At 60.5% G+C, this 25835-nt stretch carries 21 protein-coding genes; 5 read left to right on the top strand and 16 right to left on the bottom strand.

Annotated elements, in window-relative coordinates:
• Position 1 precedes the first annotated feature (1 nt).
• The 4 genes from JIN81_RS16965 to mgtE all read right to left on the bottom strand — a co-directional run bounded on the left by JIN81_RS16965 (position 2) and on the right by mgtE (position 4295).
• A complete protein-coding gene (locus JIN81_RS16965) occupies positions 2-1528 on the bottom strand; it encodes a hypothetical protein (RefSeq protein ID WP_200282716.1) in 1527 nt (508 codons plus the stop codon).
• A 9-nt stretch (positions 1529-1537) separates the two neighbouring features.
• Entirely contained in the window at positions 1538-2311 is a 774-nt protein-coding gene (locus tag JIN81_RS16960; protein ID WP_200282714.1) for a c-type cytochrome, read from the bottom strand.
• A gap of 172 nt (positions 2312-2483) precedes the next feature.
• Complete coding sequence (locus tag JIN81_RS16955; protein ID WP_200282711.1) at positions 2484-2741, bottom strand: hypothetical protein; 258 nt, start codon at positions 2739-2741, stop codon at positions 2484-2486.
• Positions 2742-2891: 150 nt separating this feature from the next.
• On the bottom strand, positions 2892-4295 hold the full coding sequence (gene mgtE, locus JIN81_RS16950; protein WP_200282709.1) for a magnesium transporter: 1404 nt from the start codon (positions 4293-4295) through the stop codon (positions 2892-2894).
• A gap of 277 nt (positions 4296-4572) precedes the next feature.
• On the opposite strand from mgtE, the gene JIN81_RS16945 reads away from it, so the two are divergent.
• Positions 4573-5385: a sugar phosphate isomerase/epimerase family protein gene (locus JIN81_RS16945; protein ID WP_200282706.1), complete on the top strand. Its 813-nt coding sequence runs from the start codon at positions 4573-4575 to the stop codon at positions 5383-5385.
• A 57-nt stretch (positions 5386-5442) separates the two neighbouring features.
• On the opposite strand, the gene JIN81_RS16940 is transcribed toward JIN81_RS16945, so the two are convergent.
• The 4 genes from JIN81_RS16940 to JIN81_RS16925 form a co-directional block, all read right to left on the bottom strand.
• Positions 5443-6729 carry an outer membrane protein assembly factor BamB family protein gene (locus JIN81_RS16940; protein WP_200282703.1) on the bottom strand — a complete coding sequence of 429 codons (1287 nt, stop codon included), beginning with the start codon at positions 6727-6729 and terminating at the stop codon, positions 5443-5445.
• 133 nt (positions 6730-6862) lie between these two features.
• Positions 6863-7600 carry a phosphatase PAP2 family protein gene (locus tag JIN81_RS16935; protein WP_200282700.1) on the bottom strand — a complete coding sequence of 246 codons (738 nt, stop codon included), beginning with the start codon at positions 7598-7600 and terminating at the stop codon, positions 6863-6865.
• Positions 7600-8250 carry a hypothetical protein gene (locus JIN81_RS16930; protein ID WP_200282696.1) on the bottom strand — a complete coding sequence of 217 codons (651 nt, stop codon included), beginning with the start codon at positions 8248-8250 and terminating at the stop codon, positions 7600-7602. Before JIN81_RS16930 ends, JIN81_RS16935 begins: the two co-directional genes overlap by 1 nt.
• 72 nt (positions 8251-8322) lie before the next feature.
• Positions 8323-8478 (bottom strand): YqaE/Pmp3 family membrane protein, encoded by a 156-nt coding sequence (locus JIN81_RS16925; protein ID WP_200282692.1) that lies wholly within the window; start codon positions 8476-8478, stop codon positions 8323-8325.
• Between the two features lie 410 nt (positions 8479-8888).
• Here JIN81_RS16925 and JIN81_RS16920 point away from each other — a divergent pair, with 410 nt between their 5' ends.
• On the top strand, positions 8889-9290 hold the full coding sequence (locus JIN81_RS16920) for an EF-hand domain-containing protein (protein ID WP_234045168.1): 402 nt from the start codon (positions 8889-8891) through the stop codon (positions 9288-9290).
• Between the two features lie 59 nt (positions 9291-9349).
• Entirely contained in the window at positions 9350-9994 is a 645-nt protein-coding gene (locus tag JIN81_RS16915) for a L,D-transpeptidase (RefSeq protein WP_200282686.1), read from the top strand.
• 219 nt (positions 9995-10213) lie between these two features.
• On the opposite strand, the gene JIN81_RS16910 is transcribed toward JIN81_RS16915, so the two are convergent.
• On the bottom strand, positions 10214-10615 hold the full coding sequence (locus tag JIN81_RS16910; RefSeq protein ID WP_200282684.1) for a MaoC family dehydratase: 402 nt from the start codon (positions 10613-10615) through the stop codon (positions 10214-10216).
• A 137-nt stretch (positions 10616-10752) separates the two neighbouring features.
• Here JIN81_RS16910 and JIN81_RS16905 point away from each other — a divergent pair, with 137 nt between their 5' ends.
• Complete coding sequence (locus tag JIN81_RS16905) at positions 10753-11616, top strand: hypothetical protein (protein ID WP_200282681.1); 864 nt, start codon at positions 10753-10755, stop codon at positions 11614-11616.
• Between the two features lie 39 nt (positions 11617-11655).
• Here the strand turns inward: JIN81_RS16905 and JIN81_RS16900 are convergent, their stop codons facing one another.
• The 4 genes from JIN81_RS16900 to JIN81_RS16885 all read right to left on the bottom strand — a co-directional run bounded on the left by JIN81_RS16900 (position 11656) and on the right by JIN81_RS16885 (position 16034).
• The gene (locus JIN81_RS16900; protein WP_200282678.1) at positions 11656-13149 is read right to left on the bottom strand and encodes a sulfatase; all 1494 of its coding nucleotides are present in this window, start codon (positions 13147-13149) and stop codon (positions 11656-11658) included.
• 199 nt (positions 13150-13348) lie between these two features.
• The gene (locus JIN81_RS16895; protein ID WP_200282675.1) at positions 13349-14407 is read right to left on the bottom strand and encodes a tetratricopeptide repeat protein; all 1059 of its coding nucleotides are present in this window, start codon (positions 14405-14407) and stop codon (positions 13349-13351) included.
• Positions 14352-14951 (bottom strand): hypothetical protein, encoded by a 600-nt coding sequence (locus JIN81_RS16890; RefSeq protein ID WP_200282672.1) that lies wholly within the window; start codon positions 14949-14951, stop codon positions 14352-14354. Before JIN81_RS16890 ends, JIN81_RS16895 begins: the two co-directional genes overlap by 56 nt.
• 54 nt (positions 14952-15005) lie before the next feature.
• Positions 15006-16034, bottom strand: a complete 1029-nt coding sequence (locus tag JIN81_RS16885) for a DUF2235 domain-containing protein (protein ID WP_200282669.1) — start codon at positions 16032-16034, stop codon at positions 15006-15008.
• A gap of 181 nt (positions 16035-16215) precedes the next feature.
• On the opposite strand from JIN81_RS16885, the gene JIN81_RS16880 reads away from it, so the two are divergent.
• Entirely contained in the window at positions 16216-16671 is a 456-nt protein-coding gene (locus tag JIN81_RS16880; RefSeq protein ID WP_200282666.1) for a hypothetical protein, read from the top strand.
• 366 nt (positions 16672-17037) lie between these two features.
• Here JIN81_RS16880 and JIN81_RS16875 read toward each other — a convergent pair whose 3' ends face one another.
• The 3 genes from JIN81_RS16875 to JIN81_RS16865 all read right to left on the bottom strand — a co-directional run bounded on the left by JIN81_RS16875 (position 17038) and on the right by JIN81_RS16865 (position 25772).
• Positions 17038-18603: an arylsulfatase gene (locus tag JIN81_RS16875; protein WP_343217944.1), complete on the bottom strand. Its 1566-nt coding sequence runs from the start codon at positions 18601-18603 to the stop codon at positions 17038-17040.
• A 502-nt stretch (positions 18604-19105) separates the two neighbouring features.
• On the bottom strand, positions 19106-21187 hold the full coding sequence (locus JIN81_RS16870) for a prolyl oligopeptidase family serine peptidase (RefSeq protein WP_200282661.1): 2082 nt from the start codon (positions 21185-21187) through the stop codon (positions 19106-19108).
• Positions 21188-21311: 124 nt separating this feature from the next.
• A complete protein-coding gene (locus tag JIN81_RS16865; protein ID WP_325100905.1) occupies positions 21312-25772 on the bottom strand; it encodes a S8 family serine peptidase in 4461 nt (1486 codons plus the stop codon).
• Between the last annotated feature and the right edge of the window lie 63 nt (positions 25773-25835).

The raw sequence follows: 25835 nt of genomic DNA, 5'->3' as shown, positions 1-25835 counted from the left end.
GTCAGTGCACCTGATGGGCGGTGTACCAGTATCGGGTGGCTGAAAGTGGGCCCAGCTTTTCGTTGGAAAGCTGTTCGGGGAGTTCGATGCCATAGACCCGGTTCGCTCTCGGCTTGTCCTTGAGATGGATGATGAGGGAGTTGCCTTGCTTCTCGACCTTGGCGACGGTTTCAGACGAGCGGTCGACTTTCGGTGACCCGTATCTCGGGCCGTACTGCAGGCTGAAGGATTCGATGCGGTAGTCGTCCGGCTTGAGGACGTCGGTGAGTTCGCCATTGGTTTGGATCTCGAATCCACTGGCAGTGAGCCTGAACTGCTGGACCTGGAGGAAGGGGTGGCCGTTGTAGCGGATCCGGTTGATGCCCTCCTTGCCGGGCCAGCTGAGGTGGGTTTTCCCGACGTAAAGGCTTTTTCCATCCGGCGACCAGACCATGCGGTTGATGCCGCCACCGATTGCCGGGGTGTCGAGGAAGTGCATGATGGCTCCCTGTGGCTGACCGTTGACGGTATCGGGAAGGTAGACCGGCATCCTTGGTTGGTTCATCTCCCCGATGATCAGGGCGCCGGGGTTCTCGATGGGGGCGAAAGATGGGCGAAGGACGCGCATTTCGGTAATCGAGTTTCCGCACTCACCCTGGGGTAGCAGAGCGGCGGCCTTGCGGCGCATGGCATCCAGCGATGCAGGCGGCAGATCGGCGGGCGTGACATCCGGAGGATTCCGGCTCCAAAGGAGGGAGGCCGCGTGACCGTAGAAGGCGCCTTCTTCAATCTTGTGAAGTTTCGAGGCCCCGAGCCAATCCCCCTGGTTGTCCGATACCCATAGTTGGTCGTTCTCGTCCATGAACAGGCCATTGGGGGTTCTGAGGCCGGTGGCATACACCTTGGCCTTCCTCGAGTCGGGCGAGATCTGAAGGATGCATCCCCGGTAGGGCACGCGGGCATACATCCGCGGCACGGCTTGTTTCTTCTCCGTCCAGCTTCCGTGGCTTCCGCCGTAGAGGAACTTGTCCTGAGTGAGGCCGCCGGTGTTGTTCCATTCACCGCGGATGATGGAGCGGACTCCGGAGCCGTTGGAGGCGGTGCCGAGGCTGATGTAGTAGTTTCCTTTGGAGTCCTTGGCCAAACCAAAGGCAAACTCGTGGTAGTTTCCCGAGACGCCCCAGTCGTTGCAGACGACTTGGTGGAGGTCCGCCTTGCCATCCCCATCCTCATCGACGAGCCGGGTCAGCTCCGCCCGCTGGACGACGAGGATGCTTCCATCCTTTTCGGCGTGGATGCCGAGTGGCTCGTGCAGTCCATTGGCAAACTCGGACCAGTGCTGGCTGTCTTCGTCGTAAATGAGGACTTCACCGCGATGAAGGCAGACGGCCAGCTTTCCGTCATGCGTCAGGGTCATGCCGCCGACTTGTGGGTCGACTCCCTGCGGCAGCGGAATGGGTTCGACCGTGTAATGGTCCTGCCAGTCGAAACCGGCAAAGGCCGATGGCGAGCTCGCGAGGAGGGCGATGGAAGTCAGGATGGATTTCATCGGAGGCTCCTATTTCAGTGGGATGGATTGAGTGCCCACCTGAAGGCGGTCGGATGAGAGAATGATGGCATCACGGAATTCCTGATCTCCATCGGAGTAGAGGAAGACCGGCAGTCCGTTCCCATCAATGCGATAGCCGCGATAGACCCTTTCCACCTTGGTCGGGGAGTCGTTGGTGAAGATCGTCTTGCCGACCTTGGCAAGCGAGTTGCCATTGCTCCGCAGGTAGGGCCAGTTGTCGATCTCGCCAAGGGTGACGTAGGCAACACGGCAGCCGACGGTGTCCCAGACGAGGTTGTGTTTCTCCTCGGTGTCGAGGCACACCACGATGGCGGCCGGGCTGGCGTCGGGGACGAAGGTTCTAACAATGCGGGGCCGCTTCGTGGCTTTGAAAGGATCCTCCCTGGGCCGCTTCCGCGGCGGCTTCAGTCCTTTCGTGACTTTCAGGATGTGGGCATGGATCTCGGCCAGCTCGGGTTTCGGAATGTGAGCCATGGATGGCATTTGCGGCATCTCGGGACGCTTCTTTCCCGGGTTGATGCACCACTCGACGAACTCATCCAGTTTCTCCGCGGGATAGGCAGTGCGGATCTCGACGAGTGAAGGTCCGACCTGGACGTCGTTCGGCAGGTGGCACGCCTTGCAGTTGAAGAAGGCCTCGGGCTCCTTCACCTCCTTCGCCGGCAGCTTGGGCGATTCATCTGTCGGGTGGTCCTGCTCTTTGTCGGCACGCAGCGATGAGGCTGACAGCAGGGCGAGCATCAGAGAGACGGGGCGTTTCAAGATCGGCATAGCGAGCATGCGGCCGGATGTCCGCGAGAGCGGGTGGCATACGGCCTGGGGCCGCCCCATCTTGCATGGGCGCGCAAGACCCGTCACCGCTTCCATCGGGAAGAGGCGGCAGATCGCGTTGCCTTGGTTCGTCCGCTGCCGGGCCCGGTTCCCCGGTCCTGGTCTAGCGGTTGAGCTTTGGCGAGACCCAGGCCTTCAGGCCGGGCTGGGCGTGATCGGGTGCGCGGTCTTCCACGACGAGTGGCAGCCGGGAAATCAGCTGGGGATGGAAGGCCGGGCCATGTTCCTTCACGCCCAGTGCGTTCGCCAGATTCTCGGCGAGCTCCTTGTTCCGCGGACTCACGTCATCGTCGGCATATTCGGGTTCGACCTCAAAGAAGAAGATGGGCTTCCCGGTGGAAAGGACTTGGAAGGTTTTCATGCAGGTGTGGGTTTGTTTCTCGCTTCTGTTAGATAGCGGCTCCCATGGAATGAGCCAGATATCACTCCGAGACATAGCCGACTCGGAGCTCCGTTCAATCCTATTCTGGCTGGAGCGGTCCGCTCCGCTCATGGGCGGGGCGCCGATGCGTTACCCGAGCTTCGACAGCACGGCGGAGGCGAGATTGAGGACGAGGAAGAAACCACACATGTCCGTGCAGGTCGTGAGGATGGGTCCCGAAGCAAGTGCGGGATCCACTTTCAGCCGCTTCAGGAAGAGCGGCACCATGCCACCGAGGAGGACCGACAGGATGGTGTTCAGGAACAGCGCGCCGCCGACCACCAGTCCGAGATAGATGTTTCCTTTCCAGACGGCGGCGATCGTTCCGAGCAGGAGGCCGAGGACGAATCCGTTCACGATGCCGAGGATTCCCTCCTTCCAGACGATGCGCAGGAATTCGGTCGGGCGGATCAGGCCGAGTGTGAGTTCGCGGATCGACACCGCGACGGCCTGGTTGCCGGAGCATCCACTCATGTCGGAAACGATGGGCAGGAAGACGGCGAGTGCGATGACGGCTTGGAGCGTGTCTTCGTACATCGCGATCACGCTGGCCGCCACGAGGTTGAGAATGATGTTCGGGCCGAGCCAGGCGAGGCGGCGGCCGCAGCGCGCTACCATCGGCATGGAGCGCAGTTCCTCACCACCGAGGATGCCCTGGGTGTGGAGGAAATCCTCCGTCTGGTGCTCCGAGGTTGCTTCGCGAACGGCCTGCCGGGTGATCACTCCGATCAGTGATCCGTCCTCTTCGACGACCGGAAGGCCGATGTAGTTCTTCTCATCGAAGAGGGTGCGCAGGCTGGAGAAATTGTCGGATGCCTTGACGCAGACCGGGTCGGAGATCATGACCTTGGAGACCGGGGTTTTCCTCGGTGTCAGCACGAGGTCGCGCAGGCGCAGGACGCCGCGGAGTTTCTCACCCTCGCCTGTCACGTAGACATACTGGACATCCATGTCGGCGTAGGACTCGGCGTTCTCCCCGAGGTCGGCGAGGACGTCACCGACCGTCGCGGTTTCAGAAAATGAAGCCAGCCGGGTGCGCATCAGGCCCCCGGCAGTGTCCCACTCATACTCGACCCGGGTGCGGAGTTTCTCGGCTTCGTCCGGGTCATCCAGTTCGGCGAGGACGGCATCGGAGTCCTCCTCGTCCATCTCGCGCAGGAGGTCGGACCCGATCGAGCCGGGGAGCATCTCGACGATGTCGGCGGCGGCCTCGGATGGCAGCTGGTTGAGGATGCTGACGGCCTGGGCTTCGGGCAGGATCTCGAGCATCTCGGCGGCTTCCTGAGGGGGAAGCGAGGAAGTGAGGATGACCTGGGAGCCTTCGGCGAGGTGGGCCATCGCCAGGCGTTGGTCCTCGACACTCAGGTCGGAGAGAAGGGCGGCGGCCCCGGCGTGGTCCTCGGCTTCGAGTTTCTCCGCGAGGATTTCCCATGGGCGCTCATCGACGGGCTGTTCGATTGATTCGACGCTGTCGTCGACGGGGATGTTGACCATGGCGATTCCTACACTTGGTTCGGGGGGAACGCGAAGATTCAATGCTGTGTGTATTCTCCGATCGGCGGTGCCACTTGCCGTCGTGATTCCTTTTGATGGCGAAAGACGTTGTCAGGTGAGTTCATGCTGACGAGCCTTCGTGGTGATGAAGGTCCCAACCTGTTCACGTCGCGGTTTCATGGCTTGCGGCACTCTTGCTGCTGGAGCTGCGGCCAGTCCCGCGGTGGCCGTCGAGGCTGCAAAGGCGAGTCCTGCCCGATTTCGCTACGGGCTGAACATGAGCACGATCCGCGGGCAAGGGTTGGATGCCGCCGGGGAGATCGATGTGGCGATCGAAGCGGGATATGATGCGATCGAGCCGTGGCTGGGAAAGCTCCGGGAGCATGTGGAGCGTGGCGGCAAGCTCGCGGATCTGCGGAAGCGCATCGAGGACGGCGGCCTGACGGTGGAAAGTGCGATCGGTTTCGCGCCGTGGATCGTGGACGATGAGGCGAAGCGTGCCGAGGGTTTCGAGGAAGCGAAGCGGGACATGGATGTGATCGCCCAGCTTGGAGGAACCCGGATTGCGGCGGCACCTGCGGGGGCGCCGCGGGATCGAGGCATCGACCCGATGCGGATTGCCGAGCGCTACCGGCAGCTTCTTGAGCTCGGCGACGAGATGGGCGTGGTCCCGCAGATCGAGATGTGGGGAGGAAACAAGAGCATCGGCCGGGTGAGCACTGCGGTGTTCATCGCCATGGAATCGGGGCACCCGAAGGCGTGCTTCTTGGGAGATGTCTATCACACCTACAAGGGTGGCTCGGCTTTCGAAGCGCTGCTTCAACTGGGGCCGCAGGCCCTGCAGACCTTCCACATGAATGACTATCCGGCGGACCCGCCCCGCGAGACGATCCGCGACGAGCACCGGGTCTATCCGGGTGATGGCATCGCTCCGCTGGACGAGATCCTGCAGGGCTTCCGCCGGGTCGGAGCCAACCCGGTTCTCAACCTCGAGCTCTTCAACCGTTCCTACTGGCAGAAGCCGGCGATCGAGGTGGCCAGAACGGGTCTGGCGAAAATGAAGGCGGCGGTGGCGAAAGCGGGAGTCTGAGAGAACCGAAGATTGGGGTTTCTCTTTCCTCCGTGCGCCACCTTTGCCGTCTGAGACCTACTTCGCGCGCAGGTCGACGCAGATGAGTTTTTCCTGCCCGCGCAGGTAAAGGCGGCCGTTGCTCAGGGCCGGTGGGGTCCAGTATTTGAGGTCGAAGCGCTTGTTGAGATCCGAGCCGAAGACATTGGCTTCCGCGAGAAGTCGGAATCCTTCGGGCGACGGGTCGACGAGTCGCAGCACGCCGTTTTCACCATCCTGAATGATCAACATCCCGTCGGCATGGATCATCCCTCCCCGGCCCATGAAGGGCTCGTTGCCGGTGTTCCACAGTTCCTTACCGTCGAGCGTCCAACAGGTGAGCCCGCCGGTCGCGCGCTTGGACTTCACCTTGTAGTTCGAGTTCTCGTTGGCGAGGAAGTAGAGGTGGTCATCCGCGAGGATGGTTGGATGCACCTGAGACCCCTTTTTCGCGGACCAGAGTTTGCTGAGCTCGTAACCTTTGTCGGTCTTCTCGATCCCCAGCATCATGGAACCGCAGTCGTATCCCCCGGTGGCGAAGATCCGTTTATCGTCGACCTTGGTCACGACGGGGATGGGGATGCGGTTGAAGTAGAGGTCGGTCTGCCAGAGGATCTCGCCATCCGTCGGGCGATAGCTGGTGACCAGGCCTTCCTTGCCGTCCTTGTCGGTGACGGAAACGATGACGACGTGTTTTTCGCCGCCGAACTCCATCACGGTGGGCGAGGAGTGGGAGTCGCCGATGGGGCCACTCTTCCAGATCTCCTCACCGGTCTTCTTGTCGAGCCCGACGATGCCGATCTTTTCTCCGAATGGTGGGACGATGAGCACGTCGCCCTCGACGAGCGCCGGCTGGGCCCATCCCCACTTCGGTGTGGCACCGTCGTAGCGTTCGTCGAGCTTCACGCTCCAAGTCGCCTTGTGGGATTCACGATCGATACGGAAGACGGAGCCGAAGGCATTGATGAAATACACGGCGTCATCTTCGACGGTGGGAACGCTGCGTGAGCCCGGGAAGGGAGGTTCGCCTTCCGCCTCATGTTCGAAGCGCCACTTCTCTTTACCCGTTGCGGCATCGAGGCACAGCAGCAGGTCGGATTCATCGCGCACCCGGTCGACGACATACACTTCGTCGCCCACCACCGCGCAACCGCCGAACCCGACTTCGAGTTCCTTTTCCCACACGACTGGCGGGCCATCGTCAGGGAAAGCCCGCAGCAGGTTGGTTTCGGTGGAAACGCCGTCGCGCGTCGGACCCAGGAAGCGAGGCCAGTCATTCGCAGCGGCGGTGAGCGAAAGGAGGGCGAGGATGGAAAGGAGTCTCATGATGAAAAGCAAACGAAGAGCAAGCGGCGGTGAAAGCAAGGAACTTCGACTCACCGGGGATGACGAGAGGGACAGCTCGTTCTCTGGCAGGCACGCGATCTAACGGGATCTGATGAAGTTCTCCGGCCCGGATTCACGACGATGGAGTTCCTTCGATTTCACCACGTCGCTGCATCAGATTGGCGACTGTCCAGCAGGCTGCGGCCCATGCCGAGCCGACGGCCCAGCCGGCGAGGACATCGGTCGGCCAGTGGACGCCGAGATGGACCCGGCTGACACCTACCGCCAGCGTGGCGACGGTGGCAATGATCAGGATGTAGGCGCGGTGCGAGCGGCGCCGCTGAATGCGCGCAAGGAGGGCTCCGAGCGTGAGATAGGTCACGGCTGCCATCATCGAGTGACCGCTGGGGAAGCTTTTCGTGTAAACATGGGAGCCGTGGGGGACGAGATCGGGGCGGGGCCGGTCGAAGCCGAGTTTGAGCAGGGTGCTGACCACGATTCCGCCACCAATGGCGACGATGAGGAAGGTCATGAGGTGGAACTTTCGGATCAGTGCGAGGTAGCCGACGGCAGCGAGCGATAGGCTGGTGAGGATGGCAGTGCCGCCAAGGCCGGTGATGTCCCGGGTCATTTCATGGACCCATTCCGGACCCCAAGGTTGGCTTGGGTTGTCTGCGGCCCGCATGGCGAGTAGCAGATGGGTGTCCATTGATTGGGTTTCACCTTCCATGACCTGATCCGCAAGCGCGACGAACCCCCACGCGGCGAGCGAGAGCGCCAGAATCATGAGCAGAAGCGGCCGCTCGTTGCGACCGAGGCGGACCATCCAGCGGGTGGATTCGCGCCAGACCGAGTGGGAGAGGGTGGACATCAGTTCGCGGCTGAGGTCAGGGCGTTGAGGGTCGAAAGTCGTTCCGCGATGCGGGTATCGAATTCCGCCATGAATCCGGGCGCCTCCTCCTCGATCGCCCGGGACAGGCGGTCGGGAGCAATCCGATCGTTGCCCTTGAAGAAGCGAAGCAGTCGCCGGTAGGCGTCGCTTGCCGCTTTCAGGTCGAGCCCCTTGGCAACTTCGCGGAAAACCCGCGCCAATTCCTCCGCTCGTTGGCGGGTGAGGGGGCCGGCGTCCGGTGCGATGCCCGGATGGTGGACGAATCGGGCGAGGAAGTAGGTGACCAAGGCCGTCCGCGCGGCGTTCCTGGCCGTCAGCCAGAAGAAGACGCTGCGGAAGATCTTGCGCAAGGGCTTGAAGACGAGCCCGCGGATGGCCCCGCCAATGCGGGAGAAAAGTCCGCGTCCTCCGCCTGCGAGCATCCTTGGAACGCCTCGGTCAAAACGGATCCCGCGCTCGTCGAGGATGCGCTTCACCATGACCCGCCGTTGTCGGTTGATCAGCCATTCATCGACGAAAGGCAGGGGAATCAACTCGAAAGCGCCCGTGCGCGCGCTTGCGATCCGGAATTGGGCCGGCTTTCCCTGACCCGCGTGCTCGGACAGCGTGCTGGAGCGGTTCGCTTTCAAGCTGTGGATGAGATTCTGTTCGAGTGGCAGGCGGATGGACCGTCCGTCCTGAGGCCGAGGCCGCGGGGTGATTTACAGAACGACCAGGAGCGCGTGAATGACGGCGGGAACCCAGAAGAGGAAGACGAGAACGATGTTGAGCACCAGTTGTTTGCCGGCACCGGCCTTGAGGTAGACGGCGAGGGGTGGAAGGAGGATGGAGAGGAGGACGAGAAGTAGTTTGTTCATGGGGATGTCAGTAGGTTCCCCTTCGTTTCGCAAGAAGGATGCCGGGTGAGGCGGTCCGTGGCTGGCAGGCCGCCAATCGCCCTCCCGACCGCTTCCTGATAGGGCCGACCCCACATTCCCGGTGGGGAAAGTGGGGTCGCGCCGAGGGCGGGGAAACCCGCATGGATCGCGCAGAATGCACGGACCCGTATGTGCAAATCGCCAATTTGCAATGGGAGAAGATGGAGCTGGCTCGCGATGAAGCCGACGGCTCCGGGAATCCTGCCCGGGCTGGTTCGAACGATTCGCCGGCCATGCCGATGTCGGGTTTTGGGTTCTCAGGCACGTCCCGTTCGGGTGGCGAAACTAGCCCAATTTCCACATCGACGGATCGCGGGATCTGCGCCATTTTTCCGCCAATGAAATTGATCATGCCGCTTCTTCCGCTCCTGTTTCTGGCCAGCTGCGCCACCAACTCAACCTCTTCCCCTGAGCAACGATTCAAGCAAGCCGACAAGGATGGCAATGGGTCGGTCGAACGCGTCGAGGTGACCAAGTTGATCATCGCCGAGGCCTTCGAGATGTATGACTCCAACAGCGACGGGGTGGTCACCGAGGCCGAGTTCGTCGCCGCAGGCGGAACTGCGGAGAATTTCCGCAAGGTCAATCAATCCGGGAGTGGAAAGGTTACTCTGGCCGAAGCACAGGCCAGCCCGCTGGTATTCAATACCTTCGTCGGCTCCTTCGACGAAGCGGATGCCAACAAGGATGGCAAAGTCACCCTTGCGGAATACCAAAGCTATCTTGAATTGCGGGATGCCGCCGTCCGCTGAGGCAGCCATCGCCGCGACCTCGCCATCCATTTTCGAATTCCCGATCCCACCCTCCATCCATGTCCGGTAAGACCATGAACAAACCGCTTCGATTCCTCATTTCCATCGCCCTCGGCGGTGCCGCCCTATTCCTGAGCTCCTGCACGAACATGAGCACGACCTCCCGTTCGGGCACGGCGTTCTCATTCGACCCACCGGCGAAGAAGCCGACCAACCCTTCCGCAGTGAAGGTGCACATCAGCACCGGTGCGGGTAAACTCTACGTCACGGAAGGAAACAACGTCCTGCTTGCCACGCCCGTAGGCGTCGGAACCAGTGCCACTCCCACCCCGAAGGGCACTCACCGGATCCTTTCCAAGACCCGCCATCGCCGCCGTCAGAGCAATCCGGGAGCCGGCTACCCGATGACCTACTGGATGTCCTTCTACAGGCCTGCGTATGGCATGCACTGGGGTTTCGTGAAGCCCTACCCGTCCACTCACGGTTGTGTGCGCATGCCGCTGAACTCCGCGCGGAAGGTCTTCGACATGGTGCGGGTCGGCACGCCAGTGGTGGTGGCTTCTTCGCAACCTTGGGACAGCACCATCGGAGCCACTCTTCCCCGTCTCGACGACGGACCGCTTCCGAATCCACCGGATTCCTACATGAAGAGCAGCAAGGTCTTTGCGGATCACGAGCAAGGCAAGATGTGGAACTTCAACTGAGCCCGGCTGTCGCTCCATGGCGGTCGTTGACCGCCCCTTGCATGCCGCTCTTCGGAGCGGCATCTTTTATATGGGCCCAGAGGTGCGTCGGAGAGGGTGGGGGGATTCCGAGAGCCTAGCGGATGAAATACCGGAAGATCCTGGAATCATCCGGTGCTTTCCAAAGACGAAGTTGCCGACTCGGAACTGAGGTCCGCAGAGAGCATTGGGTCCCTGACCCTACTCTTCCAGCAGGCACTCGGCCGAGATCAGAAGCACCACGCGGTCTCCGATGGTGGCCCGGCCTTCCAGTGCGGCTTTGCGGATCCTCGGCACCAGCTTGACGATCTCCACCTCGACCTTGACCTCATCTCCGGGGCGGGCGGGGGACTTGAATCGGGCGTTCAGGGAGCGTGCGACAGCTCCCGGTCCGGGAAGCTCGGTGGCAAGAAGGGCGGAAAAGAAGCCGACCAACAGCACCCCGTGGGCGATGACACCGCCAAACCTCGGCTCTGCATAGGCTGGGTCCGTATGCAGGGGATTCTGGTCTCCGGTGACGTCGGCGAAGCCGTTGATCATTTCCGGAGTGATGAGAATGGTGTTGCTGGCTTTCTGGCCGACCGAGAGTTCAGAGAATTTCATGAGTTTCAGGTGGCCGAAGCCAGCGGCCACCCTTGGCTTTGCCATGGAGAATGCAAGCCTGCCTTTGTGTGGAGCCGATGTCGCCCGGGGTCGGTGAGATGGGTTGACGCGCCCGGGCGAGAGGTCAATCTGGCTGGATGCTCAAACCCATCGCAACATCCCTGCCGCTCTTGGCATTCATCGGACTGCTATCTTGCAAGAAGGAGAGCGGGGCAGAGGCTCCGCCGACTGAGCCTGAAGAGCCGGCCGCGGAGGTGGTTCTCACCGACTACACCCCCTTGGAGATTCCCGAAGGTTTCCTCGCGCTCAGTCCGCGCAGCCAGACCGAGGAGGAGATCGACAAGCTGATTGCGGAACAGCTGAAGTTCGTCTCCGTCAGCGGAGGCTTCAATGAGGTGTATGTGCGAATGAGCTACGGACCGGAGCTCAACCTCAACCCCGGGCCGGGTGGGGCGCGACCGACCTACGAAGGCGGCGCGCTGGCCATCGAGGGGGTCGTGCATCTCAAGGATGGCACCACCATCCCGGCGGGTCCTAAGGCGGGCTCAAGTCAGACGTGGCAGGCCGACAAGGGAACCTTCCGCGATTCCCGTGGCCTGAAGATTGATGGGGAAGCCAAGACCCGTGATATCGAAAAGATCGTCGGTGAGGTCACCCTGACCCTGCCGGTCCGTACCCAGTCGATCGAACTGACGAAGGATGGAGCGGCTACGACTGAGATCGCTGATGGGCTCACCCTGCGTCCGAACTGGGAGAATCAGGAGGTGGTTGTCGAGTATGGCGAGAATGAGTACCGCAAGGTGCTCCATGTGGTGGGGATCGATGCAGCCGGCAAGGAGCTGAAGATTGTCGGCCGCGGCGGGCAGCAACGCCTTGATCATCCCGGTGCGGGTCAAACATCCTTCCGCTTCGCGGATACCGGGCCCCTCGAGAGGATCCACGTGTATGCGGCCCCCGCTTTCATCGAGCGGAAGATCCCCTTTGAGATGAAGCCTGAGTGAAATGCGCCTGCCGAGTGACGGGAGGCAGCCAGCATGGGCCTACCGCTCGATGCGGTCATCGACCAGATCCGGTTTGCCGGCTTCCTCCTTCGGAATCCACGATGAGAGTGTTTTGACGACCCCTTGCAGCGCTTCGTCATTCTCGATGCGGGGGATCAGGTTGTCGAACTCATGGGGATCCTTCTGGCGATCGTAGAGTTCCTCACTTCCATCCGCATAGCGCGTGTAGCGGTAGCGGTCGCCGACGATGCTGTGATTGTGGGCGTAAATGGTGGTGATGGCAGGACGATCTTTCTGCGCAGCGGGATTGGCGATCCATGGAATCAGGCTCAGTCCGTCGAGTAGGTTGTCGCTCGGCCGGGCATCCAGCCCGCCGGCTTGGATCAGGGTGGGATAGACATCCAGCAGCTCGGCAGGCCGATTGCATCGGACGCCACGCGGCGTGTCTTCCAGATGTTTGGGAGGCACCACAATGAGCGGCACGCGTGTGGAACGTGTCCACAACGTCTGCTTGGCGATGTGGTTCTTCTCCCCCAAATGCCAGCCGTGATCCGATAGTACGACGATCCACGTATGTTCTGCCATGTCACTTTCGTCGAGAGCATCGATGACTTCACCGAGGGCATCATCCATGGCGGAAGTGCAGGCGAGATAGGCCTGGGTCAGGCTGCGGAGGTTGTCTTCGCTTCTGAGTGACCAATCGGCACATTCCTGAAATGAGACACGGCTGGCGATGCGCTTCGCAATGGCGGGAAGGTCGTCCAGATCGCCTGCGCGTCTGGCTCCAAGCAGGACGTCCTCCTTCTTCGGTGCCTCATCGAACCATTTTCGGGGAGCGAACAAGGGCAGGTGCGGGTTGTAAAAGCCGAGTGCCATGAAGCGGGGCTTGTCCTCCGCTGCGAGAGGCTTGCGGATGTGCTCGGCGGTCCACCTGGCGATCCGCAGGTCGGTGTAGCGCTCCGGGCTTTCCGGGTAGGCGCCGAGGTCCCAGATGCTGTTGGGAGTGATCTTCTTGGGGACGCCGAGTTTCTGCGGTGGAAATGGCCCTTGGTTGGTTTTGAAGCATTCCGTGCCCCCCAGCACCTTGTTCTGACTGGCATGGAGGATCTTCCCGGCAGTGAAAACATGGTAGCCAGCGTCCTCGAAGCGGCGGGTCAACCACGGCAGGTCCTGTCCCGGCACATGCTTCCCATCGGCGTCGTACTTGGGCCCGTTGCCGTAGATGCCTGAAGTCGTGGGCCGCAGGCCGGACATGAAGCTGGTGCGCGATGGTCGACAGATCGGTGCCTGGCAGTGGGCGTTGGTGAACAGCACGCCGCGCTTCGCAAGTCGATCGAGATGGGGTGTGGATGCCTGGGGGTGGCCCTCGCCGGTGAGTTGGCCGCCCTTGGAAGGGGAATCCTTCTCGCTCAGACAACCGACCCAGTCATTGAGGTCGTCGATGGTGATGAGCAGGACATGATCGCGCCGGTCGGCGGCATTGGCGATGATACCGGACAGGACGAGCCAAAGTGGGAGGATGAAGCGGAGCATTTGCTCCCTACCATATTTGATGCCCCATCTGATTCAAATAAATGTGAACCGCAAGTGTGGCAGAGGTGGGATGCTGAAAACTGAGGTTTGACTTCCCAGAATGGCAGTCTGGAGGTGGCACGGTAGTGCGGAGAACTTCACTTTGGAACCGAGCGACTGAAGGTTCAGTCTTCAGTCTTCAGTCTTCAGTCTTCAGTCTTCAGTCTTCGGGCATCGGACCAGTGGATTCCCCGCTGTCGGGTGTTGCATTCTCACCAGCCGCAATCCTCCACAGCGCCTCTCTCATCGCAAGTAATGAAGAGTCATCAATTCCAGTCCACCCCTTGCTGCGCTCCTCCCACTGCTCCTTCATGTCAGAGAGCATCTTGATCTGAGCATCTGTATGAATGGCGAAGCTTCTAGTGAGCAAGTCTGCACTGTTCACGACTGCAATCCAAGATGGTTCCTTGCTTGTCAGCTCCTTCTCGAGCGCTTGAAAAAGCGCATCTGTGACCTCAGTTTTGTCATTCCTCAGTTCGAGGGAAAAGTAGGCCGCCTTCCTCACGGCCGACCGGTCGCTTGAAAGCAAGGCGACGAGAGAGTCTGGATCGTCTGCTGAAGCCAACTCCTTCTTCATCGCGAGGTATTCCTCGATTCGGTTCAAGGTCTCTGATGCCTTGTCGTTGCCAAACTCCGTCCTGGCCTTCGTCAACACTTCGATGGCATCCTCGAATCGACCTGTGACATAGTAGAGTTCTCCAAGATTCGCGAGCAGGTTGCTTTGTAGGGCTCGTTGGGCTGGATCGTTCTTTGCAAGTTCATAACCCTTGTTGTAAACCCCTTCGGCTTGCTTGAAATCGCCATCCACGAAGCAAACCCAGCCGAACGTCGAGAATATCGAATTTTCATCAATCTCGTGGTCGTCCGAAAGGCGCATCGCATACACCTTGCTCAGGGTTTCCTTGCTGGAATCCGTGTTGCCGGCATCATACTCCAGCAAACCCAGGTTGTAGCGCGCCCGATAGTAGTCGGGATGATCACTTATCAAATCCGTCAGCCGCTGCCTGGCTTCGTCAATCCTGCCCTCCAGTCGGTCCGCTCGTGCGACTTCCAATTTCTCGACGGCGTCCTCAGGGATCTCCGGCTGAAACTTGTCCTGTGCCGTTGCCGGAAGCAACAGGACAGAAGTGAGCAAACCTCTGAGCGCTTGCGGGAGCATCCGGTCAGATACCAGCGTCAAGAATTCCACGTTCACTTTCATGATCTCCTGGGGTTTCATTTGGATTCTGCCTCTGCTCCAATCTGTTGATTCGATCTTGGAGCTCCTTTCGTTCTTTCTCCACTTGTTGGAGGGAATACTTGAGTGCTGCGAGAAGACCGGAATCCTGAATGGTGATCACGTGGCCATCCGCCAGCTCGGTGTTGCAGAAGCCATCTGTTTCACTGAAGGCGAGTTCGACTGCTTCGTTGCCTACCGATCGGTGGGACACCTTGATCTCCTCAAGCTTTCCCGGTTTGTGGAGCAGGGCGGAGACACGACCCTTGACCGGTTTTGAACCATCTCCAATCGAGAGCTCGATGATTTTCGCAGTGGAACCCAATACGGCAATGATCAGCGCAAAGATCATGAACCGCTCAATCAATTTCTGACGGTTCCTTTCCTCTTCCCCGACATCCTTGAGGAGGGTGTAAGCGAGATAGGCACATACCGCGGCAAGCCCGATTCCTCCGTATTCGAGGGCAGCGAGAGGATCGAATCCGCCTCCGTCGATATCGGCGGTGAAGAATGACATTCCAGTCACGTTGTCAGCAGAGTGCCTCATGATGATGGGAGTGGGGGTATGAGTGAGATGGTGGATCAATAGGATATGAAGCCACTACGGATTTCCTTCGATATGTAGACTGGACCAGTCGTGATCGTGGGCCTTGAAGAATTTCCGGAACGCTGGGCTTTTCCATCTGCGGCCAAGATACTGGTATCTGCGCCTGACCGATTCGTGGACAAGGTCATCGAGCAGCAGCTTCCTCCAGCGCTTGCCTCTGACCCGGTAGATCCCGGTGGGCTGGGGGTGTTGGGATGCTCCGGGTACATCCTCCAGTGCATCGAGAAGGAAGGACTCAAACCGAAGCCCCCTTGCCGCGGCTTCTTGCGCCATCCACGTCGCTGCAACTTCAGAGAGCCGGTTGTCGTCTTCGTAGCCGCCTCCCACATCACTGTGTACGCCGGCAAACCAAACCTCCTTCAGGTCGATTCCCGGCTTCACATCCCAGCGGGTCACTGGGAAGTCCTTCCGGCATTCGTCGATGGACATGGCGTGTCGGGCACACTGGATGATGCTGCTAGGCGAGGTGTCGTGAAACAGATACTCTTCGTTGTCGAGGAGACCGAAGAAGGTGACAGGGACACCCAGACTCCCTACTGTGTCCCATACTCCCAGAAACTCGATCTCGGGCCGGTCTTTCCAAGCGTAGCGACGTCGCAGTTCGACGGAGGCATGCGCATCGGGGCTGCTGCTCGGTTGACGACGCCTGTAGTGATCATAGGCCGAAGGGATTCGGTCGGCATGTTCCCGCTTGAATATCCCACAATTCCGAATGAATCCGCCAAGTGATCTAACGGTATAGGCGCCACGGCTGAATCCGAAGAAGAAGAGCTGATCGCCGGGTTCGAAATTGTGAACGATGAACCGGTAGCAGTCCATGATGTTCTTATCGATTCCCGCACCCGAGATGCCGCCGCTCATCTTCTTTCGGTCGGCCCCCACACCCCAGTCGTAGAAGACGACCTGATTGGCGCCGTCATTGTCCACAGGTGCGATGGCGCGCGAGAACCGCAGCACGTTTGTCGCTTGTTCGTCGTCGGGCGAGTTCCAAGTCCCGTCAGAACAAATGACAATCCTTTTCATAGGATATCCTATCAAGCAGCATCCAGGCCGCCTGTCGAGGATTTACGAAGACATGACGCAGCGCGTGAGGCGATCCGTTCTTCTACTCACCCTTCGGTCCATGAATTTCCACTAACAGAACAAGTGCTTGAACCCTAGGGTCGAATATGTTGGTTCCATACTGGAACTAACACATACCACGATGATCTACCTCACCCCCGCGCAAATCAACGAATATTACGGCACCCGTATCGGTGGCCTGAAACGAGGACGCTTCAACGCCGAGGACAAGAGCCAGCATTCGGAAACCGGCTTCAAGTATGAGTTCGGATACCACAAGGGCTTCTGTGTCTATGCGATCATCCAGAAAAAATCGGGGAAACGGATCTCACTTGAAGAAGCCGAGGGAATGCGAAGATTGAATGGAAATGGTGAATGGAAGCTCAATACCCCACTAAATCCCGACAAACATGCCGAAAAGCTCAAGGAGCTGTTGGATGACGAGGGTGTGAACCTTGGCTACTTCTATCAACGGACTGAGCAGGACAAGAAGAGTGCCAACTTCATCTGTGTGCATCAGAAGCGTAGACATCAACTGGTCATTTACCACCCGATCTGGAGGCCTGACCTGGATAAGGTCGCTTCAAGTCCGATCTGATGGAGCCTGCCGAGGCTGATGGTCAAACGGGTCGGGTGATGGCGTGGCGTACGGGTTGGCTGAGGACGGGTTCTTCGTTGTGTGCCCCGGGGTGGTTTGTGAGCCTGTAGCGGTTCGGCTTGGTTGGCGCCCGGCATGGAGCATGGTTGGTTCATGAATCCTGCGGAGCAGGATTTCCGGTGAGCAACGAGGGAGCTGGATGGAAATCATGGAGGCACAGACGACTACGACAACGGCTGTGATCACCCTGTGACGGTGACCAAAGGAAAGCCGCGCCCGGAGTGACTCCGGACGCGGCTGGGTTGAGAAGCGAAACCGGGTGGCCGTCCATGGTCGAGACGGGTCCGATATTCTTCAGAGCACCGATCAGTGGGTGGTGGGTCTCATGTCCTTGATCTGTTCTTCCAAGGTGGAAAGACTCCAGTCGCCGGGCGTCTGGCTTGGTGGGTAGTCCTTCATGGTCATGAGGAACTTGGAGGCGACAACCTGCATGGGTGCGAGCAGGTAGACCTTGTCCATGTACCAGTCTTCGTAGGTGTTCGAACCGATCTGAGCCTTCTCGAAGGGGTCCCGACGGAGGTGGTACAGATGCGGCGTGCGGAGCTTGATGAAGGGCTCGCGCCAGATCTGCAGGCGGTTTGCCCGGTTTTCCAGATAGGTGGCTTTCCAGTCATGGACGCGGATGGCGCAGACTTCACCTCCATCGGTGGTGTAGATGAACTCCTTGCGCGGGCAGGCCTTGATGTCGTCGTCGATGGTCTCGAAGGTTCCCGCCTTCTTGAGGTAATCGAGCATGTTGTAGCCATCGATGTAGTTCTTGTAGGTGCGGCCGATGAGGTCGACCCCCTCGCGGAGCTGCTCCTTGATGTCGGGGTTGCCCGCGGCGGCGGCGAAGGTGGGAAGCCAGTCTTCGTGGGAGACGATGCCGTTGACGGTGGCTCCCGCAGGGAACTGGCCGGGCCAGCGGATGTAGCAGGGAACGCGGAAGGCACCTTCCCAGTTGGAGTTCTTCTCACCATGGAAGGGAGTGGTTCCTGCATCCGGCCAGGTGTTGTAGTGCACGCCGTTGTCGGTGGAGTACTGAACGATCGTATTGTCGGCGATGCCGAGTTCATCGATGAGCGCCAGCAGTTCTCCAACGTGCATGTCGTGCTCGACCATTCCGTCGTGGTAGACGTTTCCGGACTTGCCGGCGATGCCGGTGTGCTCGTCCTTGACGTGGGTGCGGAAATGCATGCGGGTGCCGTTCCACCAGCACATCCATGGTTTGCCGGTCTTGTGCTGACGCTGGATGAAGTCCTTGGCGGCGGCGATGGTTTCATCGTCCACGGTTTCCATCCGCTTCCGGGTCAGTGGTCCGGTGTCTTCGATCTTGCCGTCGGCGGTTGACTTGATCACGCCACGGGGGCCGAACTTCTGACGGAAGGTCGAACCGTCGGCGAGCTTCATGTCGGCAGGGTAGTCGCGGTCTTCTGGTTCCTCTTCTGCGTTCAGGTGGTAGAGGTTGCCCATGAATTCATCGAAGCCGTGGTTGGTCGGCAGGTGCTCGTCGCGGTCGCCCTGGTGGTTCTTGCCGAACTGGCCGGTGGCGTAACCCTGGCCCTTGAGGACGGCGGCGAATGTGACGTCGGTCTTCTGCCAACCCTGGGGGGCGGCGGGGAGGCCTACCTTGGTCATACCGGTGCGGACCGGAACGCTGCCATTGAGGAAGGCCGCGCGTCCGGCAGTGCAGGACTGCTGACCGTAATAATCGGTGAAGTAGATGCCTTCGTTCGCGATGCGGTCGATGTTCGGCGTCTTGTAGCCCATCATGCCACGGTTCATGTGGCTGATGTTCCATACGCCGATGTCGTCGCCCCAGATGACGAGAATGTTTGGCTTCTTGTCTTGGGCGGTGGCGGCCGCCGCCAAGGCGACCGAGGCGGCGATCATGAATCGCCGGAGTCTTTGTGTTGGTTTCATGGTTGGTTTGGTTTCAGTTGGGGAAGAGATGTACCGGTTGAGGGAAAATGAGGTGCAAAGTACAAGATCCGGAGACTGGCGTGGCTCCAATTCGAATCAAAGACAATTTTCGGACGATTGGTTCAGTCGAACGGATCTTTCGATTCCTTTGCGGTGACGAGTCGGCCAGATGGGTGGCGGTCGGGATGCCGACTTTGACGGCAAGTGATTCACAACAAGATTGTTGTGAATCGATGGGGGAGCTTTTGGCCGGGTTGTGCGTGAGGAAGGCAAGCTCTTCTTTCCACCCATGCATTCGGGTGCTGTCCCGGGTGGTGCATCGCGAGCTGACACAGGGATTCCCTCATGGACCTGAAACCGGACATCTTTTTGTTAGGACAACTCCTGGCCTGGAGGGTCTGAATCCGGGGCGCAGTGATCGGGAGCATCAAGAAGTGCCCGGGGCGGTCGAACTGAACCGCAATGCCGCTCTTCAGTCCTTCAGACTGTCCTCAAGGAAGGCCCACTGGTCGGCGGCGAGATCGATGACTTTGTCCAGCGCGGTGCCGGCGCCATGGCCAGCGCTTGTGTCGATGCGGATAAGGACCGGTGGCCCGTCCGGCGGCTGACAGGCCTGGAGACGTGCGGCGAACTTGAAACTGTGGGCGGGGACCACGCGGTCGTCATGGTCGGCGGTGGTCACGAGGGTGGCGGGGTAGCGGACGCTGGGCTTCAGGTTGTGATAGGGAGAGATCTTGAGCAGGTTGGCGAACTCCTCGGGGTTCTCCGGATCGCCGTAGTCGCGTTTCCAGGCCCAGCCGATGGTGAACTTGTGGAAGCGCAGCAGGTCCATGACACCGACGGCTGGCAGGCAGGCGCCGAACAGCTCCGGCCGCTGGGTCATGCAGGCACCGACGAGCAGGCCGCCATTGCTTCCACCCTGAATGGCGAGCTTCTTCGGGGATGTGTAGCCGTTTTCGGTCAACCATTCGGCGATCGCGATGAAGTCGTCGTAGCTGTTCTGTTTCTTCAACCGGATGGCGGACTCGTGCCATTCCTTACCGTATTCGCCACCGCCGCGGATGCAGGCGAGCACGAAGACTCCGCCGCGCTCGAGCCAGACGGCACGGCTGACGGAAAAGCCGGGAGTCACGGGGATGTTGAAGCCGCCATAGCCGTAGAGGAGCGTGCGGTGGGAGCCATCGAGCTCGATGCCCTTGCGGTGAACGATGAAGGCCGGCACCTTGGTGCCGTCCTTGCTCGGGATGAATACCTGCTTCGTCACGTAGCCCGAGCCATCGAAGTCGATGTCCGGCTTGCGCCAAAGCTCGCTCTTTCCGGTGGCCAGTTCGTAGCGGTGGATCGCACCGGGGTCGGTGAAGGAGCTGAAGCCGTAGAAGGTATGGGTGTCATCGAGCCGACCGCGGAATCCTCCTGCCGAACCGAGTCCGGGGAGGTCGACGTCGCGGACGTGCTTGCCGTTGAGGTCATGGACGCGGATGACGCTGCGGGCGTCCTTGAGGTAGCTGCAGACGAGGTGACCGCCGACGAGCGAGACTTCGTCCAGGTTCTCGTCGCTCTGGGGAATGATCTCTTCCCAGTGCTCACGGCCCGGGTTCTCGATGTCGATCGCGATGACCCGGTAGCGCGGGGCATCGAGGTTGGTGCGGTAGAAGAATCGACTGCCGACATTCCCAAGGAAGCGGTAGGCGGCATCGGCCTCGTTCAGCAGTTCGACGATGTCCCCATCGGTCTTGTCGCCGAGTTTCTGATAGAATGATCGGTTCTTGGTGGAGGTGCCGTCGGACACATGGATGACAAGGTAGCTGCCGTCATCGGTGACGCCGCCGTAGAATCCCCAGGTGGGATGGTCGACGCGACGGTAGACCAGCCGATCGGCGGATTGAGGGGTGCCGATGCGATGGAACCAGAGCTGATGGTTCTCGTTTCTCCCCGTGAGCTCGGCCTGGTCGTCGGGGGCGTCGTAGCGGCTGTAGTAGAAGCCGGAACCATCCGGCAGCCACGAGATTCCGCTGAACTTCACCCACCGCAGATGATCCTTGAGGTCCTTGCCGGTGGTGACGTCACGGACGCGGATCTCCTTCCAATCGCTACCACCGCGCGAGAGTGCCCAGGCGAGGAGCTTGCCGTCCTTGCTCGGCGTCCAGTCGGCGAGCGAGACCGTACCTTCCTTCGAGAGTGAATTCGGATCGAGCAGCAGTTCGGGTTCACCGCCGAGTGAAGCCGAGGTCATCAGCACGGACTGGTTCTGCAGCCCGGAGTTGTAGGTGAAGAACCAGCGCCCTCCGAACTCGCGTGGGGTGCCGATGCGTTCGAAGTCGAGCAGCCTGGCGGTGCGGTCGTGGATCTCAGCGCGCTGTGGCAGCCCGGAGAGGTAGGCCTGAGTGACCTTGTTCTGGCTTTTCACCCAGGCCTTCGTTTCCTCCGAATGGTCGTCCTCGAGCCAGCGGTAGGGGTCGGCGACTTTGATACCGTGGAGGGTCTCCACGGTTTCATCGATGCGGGTATCGGGGTAGGAAAGGGCGGTGGCGAGGGCAATCAAGGCGGTGGTCATGGACACGGGAGTCTCGCACGGAAACGGGCCGCGTCACGGCTGATGAAGCGGTTTTTCCCAGCGACGGCTTTGTGGGTGAGTTGACGGCTGTCGGTGCGTTGTTGGACCGGGTGGTTGGGGTCGCCTACTGGGATTCCGAGACCACGCGAATCTTATCGAAGAACGACCGTCCGCCTTCGCTCTCCAGACGCACCTTGTAGGCAAAGTTCGCGTCGTCTGGTCCGGTGAAGGTGTCGAAGCTCACCGGGAAGGCGTCGACGAAGGTATTGCCGGGAATGTTGTTTCCGAAGTACTCGATACGCCCCAGCTCGATGCCACTCGTGAGCACCACGGCGGACCGATCATTGCCTGCGGTAAAACCCGAGCGATGACCGATCGCTGCGGTGACCGAGTGGACCCCTTTGTAGGCGATGAAGCTGCCCTTCATTTCGCTGAAGAAGCCCTCCTTGATGCTCAGGTGGTTGTCGCCATCCGCCGCGAATCCAGCGATGTGCTCGAAGGAGGTCGCGGTGAACGGGTCGTCGTCGGGACCCCAGGACGCATTGTTGCTCTGGAAGAAGCCTGCGGGAGTCGTCACGAGGTCGAAGCTCGCATCGTCGATCTGCTGGACGATCTCGGGGTGGAAAACGAGGCGATAGAACTGGCGATCCCCAGTGGCTGGTACGATCAGAGTGACATCTTCGAGACTGGGCGGAATGAGCCCGGAGTTGTTGATGGTGCCCGCCGTCCCTGTCGGTGCCCAGCCATCCGGGTCGAGGGTGGCATTCGATTCCAGGAAGAACCCCGAGGTCGGATCCTTGCTCACGCTCAGCAGCGCGAAACCCGATCCCGGCGTGTGGCTGATCGAATTGATGCCGAAGTCCGGTCGTAGCAGCGCCACGCCATCGACCCAGCCACGGTCCTCGTGATTCGTAACCGAGCCGTCCTTTTGGTAGGTCCAGCGCAGCACGTGCGTGCCGAGTGGGATGTCGATTTCGACGGGTGTCCAGTCGACCAGACCCGAGATCGGCGGCACCACCTCGGTGCCGTCGAGGGTGAAGATCAATCGGTCGAATCCAAGCTCACTACTCACCTTCCAATGGAAGAAGAGCTTCTTCGGCCCCTGCACGGTGGTGGTGAGGGTGGTGCTTTCATTGTCGTCCAGGTCGTCGTGGCTGGTGCTGTCGATGCCACCGTTGCTCTCGTCATAGATGCCGAACCACGGTGCGTCGCCGTAGGTTTCCCAGCGGGCGCTCCAGTGGTCGAGCCCACGTGCGGGGTGGAGTTGTGAAGCGAGAAAGACCCCGGGATCGGAAAGGACGTTGATTTGGTCGATCCAGCCGTTCCCTTCCGCGCCATTCGCAGCGGGGGTGTAGAGGAAGCGTAGCTCCGCAATGCCCGGCGGGATCTCGAGGAAGACCTGCTGCCAAGGAGTTCCTCCGGGGATGGGGTTGATCTTCCGTGGGCCTTCACTCCCGCCCGCGGGAACGAAGGGATCAAGGGGATCCATACGCAGGTCGACGGAGAATTCTCCATCCGCCGAGCCACCGCATTGCCACCAGAAGGATAGCAGGCAAGGTCCGGTTACGGGGTAGCGGATGTCCGCCACATTGGTGTTGCCCGGGAAGCTTCCGGTGGGAATGAAGACGCTACGAATGGACGAGTCATCCGGTTCACCATCCTGCCCGCGGGGGGCGCCATCGGAGGCATCAGCCTGCCACGCGGCTTGCGAAGGGTCGGCGATGACCAGGTCGGAGCTGCTCGTGGGCAGGTTGGCGGCGGTGCGCAGGGTCCCGGGTAGCGGGGTGACGACGAGTGAGTCCACCCGGCCGGCATCGGTTCCGCCATTTGGATTTGACCATGTCCAGCGCACCGGTTGCAGACCTGCGCCCAGCTCGATGCTGTAGCGCCGGAACGCGTTGCCGGTATTGTGGGTGATGAGGCGGGTCAACCCGGGTCCCCATTGCGCAAAAAGGGTGCCATCGCCCGTTTGCACCATCGTGAACTGGACCAGAGCCGGGCCTTCGATGAACGTTTCCATTGCTGAAAACTGCGACCCGCTCACGCCGCCGGCTTTGGCGATGTCACCTGTTGGCACACCGGGTACGACGGTCGGATCAATGGGCTCGATGGTCCACCCTGCTGAAGATGATCCCGGTTCGAGGAAGGCGAAGTCGAAGTTGTCGAGGGCCTCTGCCAGACTGTTGAGGCTGATATTGTCGACGAAACCGGCGTCGTCACCGACGCTCACGGTACTGTCCTTCTCGTAGATCCAGCTGAGAACGTGCTCACCGGCCGGGACGTTATAAGCCACCTGTGTCGTGCCCACTGTGCCCGAAATCGCATCGACCTCCACGGCGTCGTCAAGGAAGCGCAGGAAGTCGAAGCCGCTCTCCGAACTCACCCCCCAGTCGAAGGTCACGGTGACAGGACCCGTGACCGTCGTTTGAAATCCCGCCTTCTGACTGTCGTTGATGTCGAGGCTCACCGCCCGGTCGCCAAAGTTGAAGGACGCATTGTCCTCGAAACCGAACCCGACGTCAGCCGTGGTTGCTTTGATGAAGACCCGTTCCGGAAGGTCCACCGCTTGCGCGACGGAGCCTGTGTCGTCCTCGATGTTGCCTTCCAGCATCAGCGAAAAGACCTGCCTTGGGGTTTCGCCCGGCTGCAGACCAGGTTCGGTGATCTGGCCCTTGTGCTTGATCACCAGTTCATACACCCCGGCTTGCTGAGCGATGAGGTTGCCCGCACCTCCAAGCATTTCCACATTGTCGGTATCGTTGCCTGCGTAGGTTGCGAGATCGGTCGGGCTCGTCGGATCGAGTTCCGGGGCGAGGACGAAGCTGCCGTTCGGGCGACGGATTTCCACATCGAGGTCGTTCACGAGGATCTTGGAACGGTTGTCGATGCCGAATTGCTCGGTACCTTCCGGGTCGGTCCATACCAGCGTGGCCTTCACCGGGCCATCGGCCTGGAACGTCAGCCGAAACTCGGGTTCGTCGGCCGATAGCTCGCCGTCATAAATGTGAAATCCGCCGGGATGGTCCGCGGCCAGATCGATGTGGGCCACTGCCGCCACGGCGTCGATCAATCCCCAACCCGAGGCGTAGTCCGGACCTGTCGATTGCACATCGGTCGCAGTGTGAATCATGAGAGCCTTGAGCGCACTGCTCCGCAGGTAACCATTGGTACGGTTGCGAAAGTGTTCGTGCAGAAGCAGAGCGGTTCCGGTTGCACCGGGTGTGGCCATGCTCGTCCCCGTTTTGACACCCCGATCTTCATCGCCGCTGCTGACAGCCGAAAGCACCTCGTGCCCATTGCCCACGATGTCAGGCTTGATCCGACCATCGTCGGCCGGACCAAAGCTCGAACTGGGCGACATGCTGACAGCCGGAAAGCGGATATCCCCGGTTCCGGGAACGAACAAGACCGCGTCCTGCTGGTTGCCTACCACCATGGCATTCTTGGAAAGCGCGTTGTCGCGAATGGTATCGTATCCACCATCGCCCGCACCGTCGGCCGCGGGGGCTTGCGCATCGGGCCAGGTTCGCTGCACCTCGGTAAAGCCGCCATTGCCATCGGGGACGTTGATGAAGATTGTCGCACCATCCGGCGGAACGTTGCCCCGTTCGTTGCCCGCCGAGAAGAAGGGCAGATAGTAGGGGTTCATCCTGCAGGTGATGTCGCGATCCTCCGCGTTCTCACTGTAGCGACCAAAGTCATCATCTTCGCTGGCGCCAGGAGAACCCGACCAACCCCAGGTCCCCGCGCGTGGCCCGGTCCTTGTGCGGAACCAACCCGCACCGATGCCGTACGAGTGGTTTGATACATAGATCCGCGAAGGCTGATTGGGTGCGGTGGCCCCATTGCTACGCATCTCAGAGTCGTCACCATTCCAGCCAAAAGTGCGCGCCGAGGCCCGCCACGCCATGCCCCGTGTGTCGTCGTTACTTCCGCTGAAGCCATTGCCCAGTATCGTGCCGAGGACGTGCGTGCCGTGGTCCGTAATGTCGTTGGCACTATCAGCGTCGTTGGGGTTGCTGTCGCCATAGACCACCCGCCCCGGGAAGTCATTGAACTCGGTATGGGTCAGCCGCGGTGGCCCCGACTCCCACATCCCCGCGGTCCAACCAAATCCACTCAGGTTGACCGGCCCGCCCGGTGATCCGAATTGGGTGAGTGGCTCGACGTTGTGTGAAATTCGCGCTTCTTCGTTGTCTGTTTCGTAAATGACGGGTTCGCCATTTGCATCGAGGCGCATGATCTCCCAGTCGCCCCCATCGGGCTTTCGTCCCTTCATCTCCCAGCCATTCGCCTTCGCCCACGCCCGTGCTTCCTCTTTTCTGTCCTGTTCCCGTTTGGCGAGCTGTTGGATGGAGCGTTCACGCTGTGCGATTTGGGCGGGGGTGGTCTTCCGCTCGCGTACTCCGCTTGGCAGAAGAGGGCGTGGTTCGGCTGCGGCTGGCGGCTCCGCGGCTCCGGGCCGGGCGTCGATGAATACGGTCGTGTCGTGGGTCCTCGGCTGATCAGGTGCCGATTCCACCATCGGCGGGTCCTGCATTTCTTCTACTGCCACCACCGCTTCAGGCGGGGTGGTCTCTTCCACGGATGCTCCAATGACCTCGCCGTGGGGCCGCTCTTTCTGGCTTGGGTCGCGATCCAACCAAAG

The sequence above is a fragment of the Haloferula rosea genome, from assembly GCF_016595525.1.
Lineage (GTDB): Bacteria > Verrucomicrobiota > Verrucomicrobiia > Verrucomicrobiales > Akkermansiaceae > Haloferula > Haloferula rosea.
The sequence above is the reverse complement of the archived record's forward strand: the minus strand, read 5'-3'. Positions and strand labels throughout refer to the sequence as shown.

What these genes read in the sequence shown, in the direction of transcription:
- JIN81_RS16885 (WP_200282669.1), bottom strand. Translation starts at nt 16,034, where the DNA reads ATGAAAAGGATTGTCATTTGTTCTGACGGGACTTGGAACTCGCCCGAC.
- JIN81_RS16895 (WP_200282675.1), bottom strand. Translation starts at nt 14,407, where the DNA reads ATGAAACCCCAGGAGATCATGAAAGTGAACGTGGAATTCTTGACGCTG.
- JIN81_RS16910 (WP_200282684.1), bottom strand. Translation starts at nt 10,615, where the DNA reads ATGAAATTCTCTGAACTCTCGGTCGGCCAGAAAGCCAGCAACACCATT.
- JIN81_RS16945 (WP_200282706.1), top strand. Translation starts at nt 4,573, where the DNA reads ATGAGCACGATCCGCGGGCAAGGGTTGGATGCCGCCGGGGAGATCGAT.
- JIN81_RS16925 (WP_200282692.1), bottom strand. Translation starts at nt 8,478, where the DNA reads ATGAACAAACTACTTCTCGTCCTCCTCTCCATCCTCCTTCCACCCCTC.
- JIN81_RS16900 (WP_200282678.1), bottom strand. Translation starts at nt 13,149, where the DNA reads ATGCTCCGCTTCATCCTCCCACTTTGGCTCGTCCTGTCCGGTATCATC.
- JIN81_RS16940 (WP_200282703.1), bottom strand. Translation starts at nt 6,729, where the DNA reads ATGAGACTCCTTTCCATCCTCGCCCTCCTTTCGCTCACCGCCGCTGCG.
- JIN81_RS16935 (WP_200282700.1), bottom strand. Translation starts at nt 7,600, where the DNA reads ATGTCCACCCTCTCCCACTCGGTCTGGCGCGAATCCACCCGCTGGATG.
- JIN81_RS16905 (WP_200282681.1), top strand. Translation starts at nt 10,753, where the DNA reads ATGCTCAAACCCATCGCAACATCCCTGCCGCTCTTGGCATTCATCGGA.
- JIN81_RS16915 (WP_200282686.1), top strand. Translation starts at nt 9,350, where the DNA reads ATGTCCGGTAAGACCATGAACAAACCGCTTCGATTCCTCATTTCCATC.
- JIN81_RS16870 (WP_200282661.1), bottom strand. Translation starts at nt 21,187, where the DNA reads ATGACCACCGCCTTGATTGCCCTCGCCACCGCCCTTTCCTACCCCGAT.
- JIN81_RS16875 (WP_343217944.1), bottom strand. Translation starts at nt 18,603, where the DNA reads ATGATCGCCGCCTCGGTCGCCTTGGCGGCGGCCGCCACCGCCCAAGAC.
- mgtE (WP_200282709.1), bottom strand. Translation starts at nt 4,295, where the DNA reads ATGGTCAACATCCCCGTCGACGACAGCGTCGAATCAATCGAACAGCCC.
- JIN81_RS16955 (WP_200282711.1), bottom strand. Translation starts at nt 2,741, where the DNA reads ATGAAAACCTTCCAAGTCCTTTCCACCGGGAAGCCCATCTTCTTCTTT.
- JIN81_RS16965 (WP_200282716.1), bottom strand. Translation starts at nt 1,528, where the DNA reads ATGAAATCCATCCTGACTTCCATCGCCCTCCTCGCGAGCTCGCCATCG.
- JIN81_RS16880 (WP_200282666.1), top strand. Translation starts at nt 16,216, where the DNA reads ATGATCTACCTCACCCCCGCGCAAATCAACGAATATTACGGCACCCGT.
- JIN81_RS16890 (WP_200282672.1), bottom strand. Translation starts at nt 14,951, where the DNA reads ATGAGGCACTCTGCTGACAACGTGACTGGAATGTCATTCTTCACCGCC.
- JIN81_RS16920 (WP_234045168.1), top strand. Translation starts at nt 8,889, where the DNA reads ATGCCGCTTCTTCCGCTCCTGTTTCTGGCCAGCTGCGCCACCAACTCA.